Here is a 6,903-nt window from a genome sequence, read left to right as displayed (position 1 = left end):
CTGCCCGGGGAGGCCGCCGCGCTGGCCGCCTTCCGCGCGGCGCGCGGCGCGGCGCCCGCCGCCGCCCCGGTCCGGACCGATGCCTTCGGCGCCGGGGAACCGGTGGTCGACCTCAGCCCGTGGCACCCGGCCGCCGTCCACGCGTCCGCGCCCGCCGCCGGTTCCGCCCCTGTTTCCCTGGTGGACGGCCGGCGCATGCGGCCCGTGCGGTTCGGGCTCGCCGCCGCCCTGGCCAGCGTCGCCTTCGGCGGACTGGCCGCCGCCGCGGGGGCCGGGCTGCTGGACGGGCCCCGGCACGCCACCGCGGGACCCGCCCCGGCGGTGTCCGTGAGCTCAGGCGACTCGCCCGCCCCCGACGGCGCCGGCCCGAACCCGGCCCTCACCCCGGGGTTCCAGCCCTCGCCGCCGCGCGGCGGCGAGGGTGTGAGCGGCACCCCGGGCACCGGCGCCGCGCCGGGCACGGGAGACCGTACGACGCCCGGAACCGGAGCGGTCGAGGGCGGCGGAACCGTGACGGAACCGTCCGCGAACGGGGCGGCCACCGCAGGCAAGGACGGCGGCACCACCAAGGACCGTTTCCTGGACGGCGGCACCGCCGCCAAGGACCGGGAGAACCGCCTGCGCGCGGTGAACCTCTGCCAGGACTTCCGGGCGGGCCGCCTCAACGACGAACGCCGCGAGAAGCTCACGCGGCTGGCCAACGGACTCACGCGCATCCCGCGCTACTGCGAGTCCCTGCTGGCCGGGGGCTCCGACGGCGCCACACACAGCGACGCGCCGGGCGCTCCGGGCGCGGACCCCGGTCGCGCCGACCAGGGGGGCGGCGTACTGCGGGCCCCGACGCTCACCCCGGCGCTGCCGGCGGACGGTTCGCTGCTGCTGCGCGCCCGCCGCTGAACGGGTATCGGACAGTGGCCTGAAACATTCGCCGACGCGGCTGTAACACTTTTCGAACCGGCGGCGCAGTACGTATCGAGCCGACTGGTCATCGGCCGCGCATGAGCCGGGGTTCCCCCCGTACCCCTGGGCTCTGCGCAACCGGCGCGGGCGGGGCACGTTCCCCCGGCCCTGCCCGCGCCCCTTACTTCTCCGACCGCCTCCGGGAGCGGCTCACCAGTAGACGACGACCTTGTCGCCGACCTGGACCGCGTCGAACAGCGCCGACAGCTTGGCCTTGTCCCGGACGTTCACACAGCCGTGCGAGGCCCCGGCGTAGCCGCGGGCGGCGAAGTCCGCCGAGTAGTGGACCGCCTGGCCGCCGCTGAAGAACATCGCGTACGGCATGGGCGTGTGGTAGATCGTCGACGTCCATTCCTTGGCCTTCCAGCCCACGTTGAAGACGCCTTCGCGGGTCGGGGTGTTCTCCGAACCGAAGCGGACGTCCATCGTGGAGACGACCTTGCCGTCGATCATCCAGGCGAGGGTGCGGCTCTCCTTGCTGATGCACATCACCCGGCCCTCCATGCAGCGCGGGTCCGGGGCGTCGGCCTCGTTGACGGCCGGCGGGCGCAGCTCGTCGGCGGTGGGCTTCTTGGTGAGGCTCTGGATCTTCTTCCAGGTGGGCTCGTCCACGCCACCGGTGGCGGTGAGCTTGTTCTTGCCCTGGAAGGACTTGACCGCGGCGGTCGTCTTCGAACCGTAGAACCCGGTCGGCGCCACCGTCATCAGCTTGAGCTGGCGCAGGCGGGCCTGGAGCTCGCGGACCTGCTCGCTGTCGTCGCCGTTGGCCATGACCTGCTTCACGGTCGGCGAGGGCGAGGGCGAGGGGGACTTCGAGGCGGAGGCCGAGGCGGACGGCGACGGCGAGGCGTCGCCGGGCTTGGCGTCCGAGGAGGCCGAGGCGGAAGGGGTGGGGTCCGCCGCGGGCGCGGAGGGGGACGCGGAAGCTGAGCCCTTGGACTCCGACTTCTGCGGCCCACAGGCGGTCGCGGCGAGCGCGACGGCGGTGGCCACCCCGAGCGTGCGGATTATGACTCTCTGGCGGTGCAGGCGGAGCATTGCATTCCCCCGAATTCTGACGTCGTGTATCTAGGTGATGCCTGACGGGCGTGGAGAGTTGCACACGATCACGGGATGTTGCGCCATTGTGACCAGCGTCCGCCACGCGGACGGTCACTGCCGTCGCGGGCAAGGTTGTATCAGGCCCGGGGGCGATTGCTCTACGGAGGACTACGTCACATGGCAAGCACCGAGAGCGGAATCCCGGTCGAACCCGTCTACGGGCCGGGGGATCTGACGGGATGGGACCCGGAGACCAAACTGGGTTCACCAGGGGCATACCCGTACACACGGGGTGTCTACCCCACCATGTACACCGGACGGCCGTGGACGATGCGGCAGTACGCCGGCTTCGGGACGGCCGCCGAGTCCAACGCGCGGTACCGGCAGCTCATCGCGGGCGGCGGCACCGGGCTGTCCGTCGCCTTCGACCTGCCCACCCAGATGGGGCACGACTCCGACGCCCCGCTCGCGCACGGCGAGGTCGGCAAGGTGGGCGTCGCGATCGACTCGCTCGACGACATGCGGGTGCTGTTCGACGGGATCCCGCTGGACCGGGTCTCCACCTCGATGACCATCAACGCGCCCGCCGCGCTGCTGTTGCTGCTGTACCAACTGGTCGCCGAGGAGCAGGGGGTCACGGCCGACCGGCTGACGGGGACGATCCAGAACGATGTTCTGAAGGAGTACATCGCGCGCGGCACGTACATCTTCCCGCCCGAGCCGTCGCTGCGGCTGACGGCCGACACCTTCCGGTACTGCCGGGAAGAGATCCCCAAGTGGAACACCATCTCCATCTCCGGCTACCACATGGCCGAGGCCGGGGCCTCGCCCGCGCAGGAGATCGCCTTCACGCTGGCCGACGGGATCGCCTACGTGCGCACCGCGCTGGCCGCCGGGATGCCGGTCGACGCCTTCGCGCCCCGGCTGTCCTTCTTCTTCGTCGCCCGCACCACCCTGCTGGAGGAGGTCGCGAAGTTCCGGGCGGCCCGGCGGATCTGGGCGCGGGTGATGCGCGAGGAGTTCGGGGCCCGGGACCCGAAGTCGCTGATGCTGCGCTTCCACACCCAGACGGCCGGGGTGCAGCTGACGGCGCAGCAGCCGGAGCTCAATCTCGTACGGGTCGCCGTGCAGGGGCTGGCCGCGGTGCTCGGCGGCACCCAGTCGCTGCACACCAACTCCTTCGACGAGGCCATCGCCCTGCCCACGGAGAAATCGGCCCGTCTCGCGCTGCGGACGCAGCAGGTGCTGGCGTACGAGACGGACGTGCCGCACACCGTGGACCCCTTCGCGGGGTCGTACGCGGTGGAGCGGATGACGGACGACGTGGAAGAGGCGGCGCTCGCGCTGATGCGCCGGGTGGAGGACCTGGGCGGGGCGGTGGCGGCGATCGAGGCCGGGTTCCAGAAGGGGGAGATCGAGCGGAACGCGTACCGCATCGCGCGCGAGACCGAGAGCGGGGAGCGGGTGGTGGTGGGCGTCAACCGGTACGCGCTGGAGCGCGAGGAACCGTACGAGCCGCTGCGGGTGGACCCGGAGATCGAGGCGCGGCAGCGGGCGGCGCTGGCCGCGCTGCGGGCGGACCGGGACGCCGGGGCGGTGGCCGCGGCGCTCGCGGGGGTCCGGGAGGCGGCGGCAGGCTCGGCGAACGTGCTGTATCCGATGAAGGAGGCGCTGAAGGCGCGGGCCACGGTGGGGGAGGTCTGCGGGGCACTGCGGGAGGTGTGGGGGACGTACGTCCCGGCGGACGTGTTCTGAGCGGATCCCGCCGCTGTGCGGCCTCGGAGAACCGGTATGGACACCCGTGCGAAACTCGGAAACATGCTGGGAGTCACCGATCTGCCGACCTACATGGCCGGACTCGTACTGATCATTCTGTTGCCGGGGCCGAACTCGCTCTACGTGCTGTCCGTCGCCGCGCGCGGCGGTGTGCGCAAGGGGTACACGGCCGCCGCCGGCGTGTTCACCGGGGACACCGTGCTGATGGTGCTCACCGCCGCCGGTGCGGGCGCGCTGCTGAAGACCAGCCCGCTGCTGTTCTCCGTGGTGAAGTTCCTCGGCGCCGGATACCTGGCGTGGCTCGCCGTCGGGATGATGCGGGCCGCCTGGACCATGTGGCGCGAGCGCGAGCAGCGCCGCGCCGAGCTGCTCCAGGAGGAGGCCGAGCCCGCGGTGAAGGTCGAGCGGACCTACCGGCGGGCGCTGGTGGTGAGCCTGTTCAACCCGAAGGCCATCTTGTTCCTGCTGTCCTTCTTCGTGCAGTTCGTGGATCCCGGCTACGCCTACCCCGCACTGTCGTTCCTGCTGCTGGGCGCCGTGTCCCAGCTGGTGAGCGCCCTCTACCTGACCACGCTGATCTTCACCGGGGCCCGGCTCTCGGCGGCCTTCCGGCGCCGCAAGCGGCTGGCCGCCGGTGCGAGCTCCGCGGCGGGGGTGCTGTTCCTCGGCTTCGCCGCGAAGCTCGCCATGGGCTGAGCCGGCGGACCGGCCGGCCGCCGGCCTGCCGGCCCGCCGGTCAGCCGATCGCCTTGCGCAGCCGGCGCGCCAGGCGGCGGACCGCCGGGTGCCGGGGCAGGAAGGACAGCCGCGCCGGAATGCCGCCCGGCAGGCCGAGGGTGGTCAGCCGGCGGCGCTTGAAGTAGCGCCAGGTGTGAGGGCCCAGGTGCCGGGCCAGGTACTGCTCGGCCTCCGCGCGCCGGGCCGCGAGGATCTGCGGCTGCATCGTGAACCCGACGGCCGTGAGCAGGCCGGTCAGCTCCGCGGCGACCCGTTCGGGGCCCGGCGGGGTCCAGGAGCGTACGGCCGCCGCGTCCGCCAGGTCCGGCAGGGCCGCGTCGGCCACGGTCAGCGGGATGCGGTTGCTGTTCTGGTACGGGGTGAGGCGGGCCAGTACGGCGGCGGTGCCGGTCCGGGCGACCGGGAGTCCGTACAGCGTGGCCGCGGTGAGCAGCCCGGTGGAGAAGCAGCCGACCACCAGGGCCGGGCGCAGCCGCTCGTAGAGGGTTTCGGCGAGCACCGGGGCGGCGACCACCGTGAGCCGGGCGCCGAGCCGCCCGGCTTCCTCCTCGGCGCGGCGCAAGTAGGCGGCGGGGGCGCCGGGGTGCGGTTTGAAGACCAGCTCCCGGTGGCCCAGGGCGTGCGCGCCGCGGACCATCTCGACGTGCAGTTCCTCCTCCTCGGCGGCGGACATCAGGTCGAGCGCGGAGAGGTACTGGCCCAGCAGCAGCGCCGGGGCCGGGGGCTCGCCGGCCGGCGCGCCGGGGATGGCCGGTGTGTCCGACTCCGATGATTCGAGGGTGAGTTCGGCCAGGATTTTCAGGAAGGCCGACGCCGGGACCAGCTCCGCGGGTACGCCGAACTCCGTGAGCAGCAGCGGCTCCAGCCCCGGTACGAGGTCCAGGTGCAGCACCCGCCGTACGCGCATGCCGAGTTGGGGGTCGAGGCGGAAGCGGGTGGGGCCGTAGCTCATCAGCCCGTCGGCGTAGACGTCCACGGTCGCGCCGGGGAAGAGCCGGCACAGGCTCTGGGCGGGCGGGACCTGGAGGGACTCCACGATCAGCTCGACGCGGTCCTCGCCGATGGCCCACAGGGCGCGCAACTGCCGTTCCCACAGCGGGACGTCGTCGGGCCGGGGGGCCCAGGTGCTCGGGTGCTGCGGGGCGATGACGGCGTTCCAGTCGAGCACCTCGTCGAAGCGGGTGCGCAGGGTGGTGAAGCCCGGCATGTCCGCGAGGCCCGGGGCGATCTCGGCGGTGACGGAGTGGTTGCTGGCCAGCAGGATCCGGCGGCCGGCGGGCGGGAAGGTGCCCGCGTCGATCCCGGCGGCGAGGGTGGCCGCGCCGTACAGGGTGGAGGCCAGGAAGATCTGGGTGACGCTCACGCCGCGGCCCCCGTGGCTCCCGAGGGGCGGCGGCGCAGGCGGCGCAGCCGGTCGGCGCGTTCGAGGTCCATCGCGTTCAGGGCCTCGTCCAGCACGTCCTGCGGCATGCGGCCGAGCGCGGCCCTGCTCATGGAGCGGAGATTCCTGGCCACGGCCGGTTCGAACCTTTCGATGGATCCGATGTGGTGCGCGATGATTGCACAATATGTTCGGACGGCTTTCGGCAGCAGGAGATCGGCTTCCCGGTCCGCTGCCGTATCCGACAGGACTTGATCAAATGCGCGAATGAAATCGAGCTGCCGCTCGTCCCCGATCTGCGTCAGAGAGGTGGAAATCCCGCGCCGGTAGAAGATTCCGGGCAGGCCGACCGCCGCGAAGCTCTCCGCTTCCCGGTGCAGCCGCCAGATCCACGGCCGGTCCTCCGCCGTCCGCAGCCCGTCGGTGAAGTGCAGCAGCCCGCGGTCCAGCAGCCGTCGGTGGTACATGCCGGCCCACGCGTACGGATAGTCCACCGAGGTCGGGCGCGTGGCGGGCAGGATCCCGCGGCGCGGGGCGGCGACGACCGCCTGCGGCCCGTAGGGGACCCGCTTGACCTGCCGCGTGCGGCCGGTGCACTGGACGTGGTCGGTACGGACGAAATCGCAGCTCAGGGCCTCGATGGCGGCCAGTGTCCGGGCGAGGTGGCCCGGCGCCAGCCAGTCGTCCCCGTCGAGGAAGGCGATGTACTCGCCGCGGGCCGCGTCCAGGCCCGTGTTCCGGGCGCAGGCCAGGCCGCCGTTCCGGTCGCGTCTGAGGTGCACCGCGCCCGCAAGGTCGCGCGCGGCGCGCTCCAGGAGTTCGGGCGTCCCGTCCGTCGAGCAGTCGTCGACGAGCAGGAACTCGAAGTCGTCCCGGGCGTTGAGTTCGAGACTTTTCAGGGCGTCCGGCGCGTATGTCTGCACGTTGAAGAACGGCACGACAACAGAGAGCTTGAGCACCCGGGAGACATTAGGCCGCCGCTCGGCATTCATCATGGCCCGGACGCG

At 72.5% G+C, this 6,903-nt stretch carries 6 protein-coding genes; 3 read left to right on the top strand and 3 right to left on the bottom strand.

Annotated features, from left to right (window positions below; translation table 11 throughout):
- The coding region (locus tag ACFWB8_RS23710) for a hypothetical protein (RefSeq protein WP_385230446.1) at positions 1-897 on the top strand (897 nt) is incomplete at its 5' end.
- Between the two features lie 213 nt (positions 898-1,110).
- Here ACFWB8_RS23710 and ACFWB8_RS23705 read toward each other — a convergent pair.
- Positions 1,111-1,998: a L,D-transpeptidase family protein gene (locus tag ACFWB8_RS23705; protein WP_385230443.1), complete on the bottom strand. Its 888-nt coding sequence runs from the start codon at positions 1,996-1,998 to the stop codon at positions 1,111-1,113.
- A 180-nt stretch (positions 1,999-2,178) separates the two neighbouring features.
- Here ACFWB8_RS23705 and ACFWB8_RS23700 point away from each other — a divergent pair, with 180 nt between their 5' ends.
- Positions 2,179-3,756 carry a methylmalonyl-CoA mutase gene (locus ACFWB8_RS23700; RefSeq protein WP_385230440.1) on the top strand — a complete coding sequence of 526 codons (1,578 nt, stop codon included), beginning with the start codon at positions 2,179-2,181 and terminating at the stop codon, positions 3,754-3,756.
- A 63-nt stretch (positions 3,757-3,819) separates the two neighbouring features.
- Positions 3,820-4,473 carry a leucine efflux protein LeuE gene (gene leuE, locus ACFWB8_RS23695; RefSeq protein WP_385230437.1) on the top strand — a complete coding sequence of 218 codons (654 nt, stop codon included), beginning with the start codon at positions 3,820-3,822 and terminating at the stop codon, positions 4,471-4,473.
- A gap of 40 nt (positions 4,474-4,513) precedes the next feature.
- Here leuE and ACFWB8_RS23690 read toward each other — a convergent pair whose 3' ends face one another.
- Both ACFWB8_RS23690 and ACFWB8_RS23685 read right to left on the bottom strand, forming a co-directional pair.
- Entirely contained in the window at positions 4,514-5,878 is a 1,365-nt protein-coding gene (locus tag ACFWB8_RS23690; protein ID WP_385230434.1) for a polysialyltransferase family glycosyltransferase, read from the bottom strand.
- On the bottom strand, positions 5,875-6,855 hold the full coding sequence (locus ACFWB8_RS23685) for a glycosyltransferase family 2 protein (protein WP_385230431.1): 981 nt from the start codon (positions 6,853-6,855) through the stop codon (positions 5,875-5,877). Before ACFWB8_RS23685 ends, ACFWB8_RS23690 begins: the two co-directional genes overlap by 4 nt.
- Positions 6,856-6,903: the final 48 nt, after the last annotated feature.

Source organism: Streptomyces sp. NPDC060031 (assembly GCF_042736805.1).
GTDB lineage: Bacteria > Actinomycetota > Actinomycetes > Streptomycetales > Streptomycetaceae > Streptomyces.
This window is presented reverse-complemented; position numbering and strand designations above follow the sequence as displayed.

Coding starts and splice junctions, on each gene's coding strand:
- leuE (WP_385230437.1), top strand. CDS start 3,820: ATGCTGGGAGTCACCGATCTGCCGACCTACATGGCCGGACTCGTACTG.
- ACFWB8_RS23705 (WP_385230443.1), bottom strand. CDS start 1,998: ATGCTCCGCCTGCACCGCCAGAGAGTCATAATCCGCACGCTCGGGGTG.
- ACFWB8_RS23700 (WP_385230440.1), top strand. CDS start 2,179: ATGGCAAGCACCGAGAGCGGAATCCCGGTCGAACCCGTCTACGGGCCG.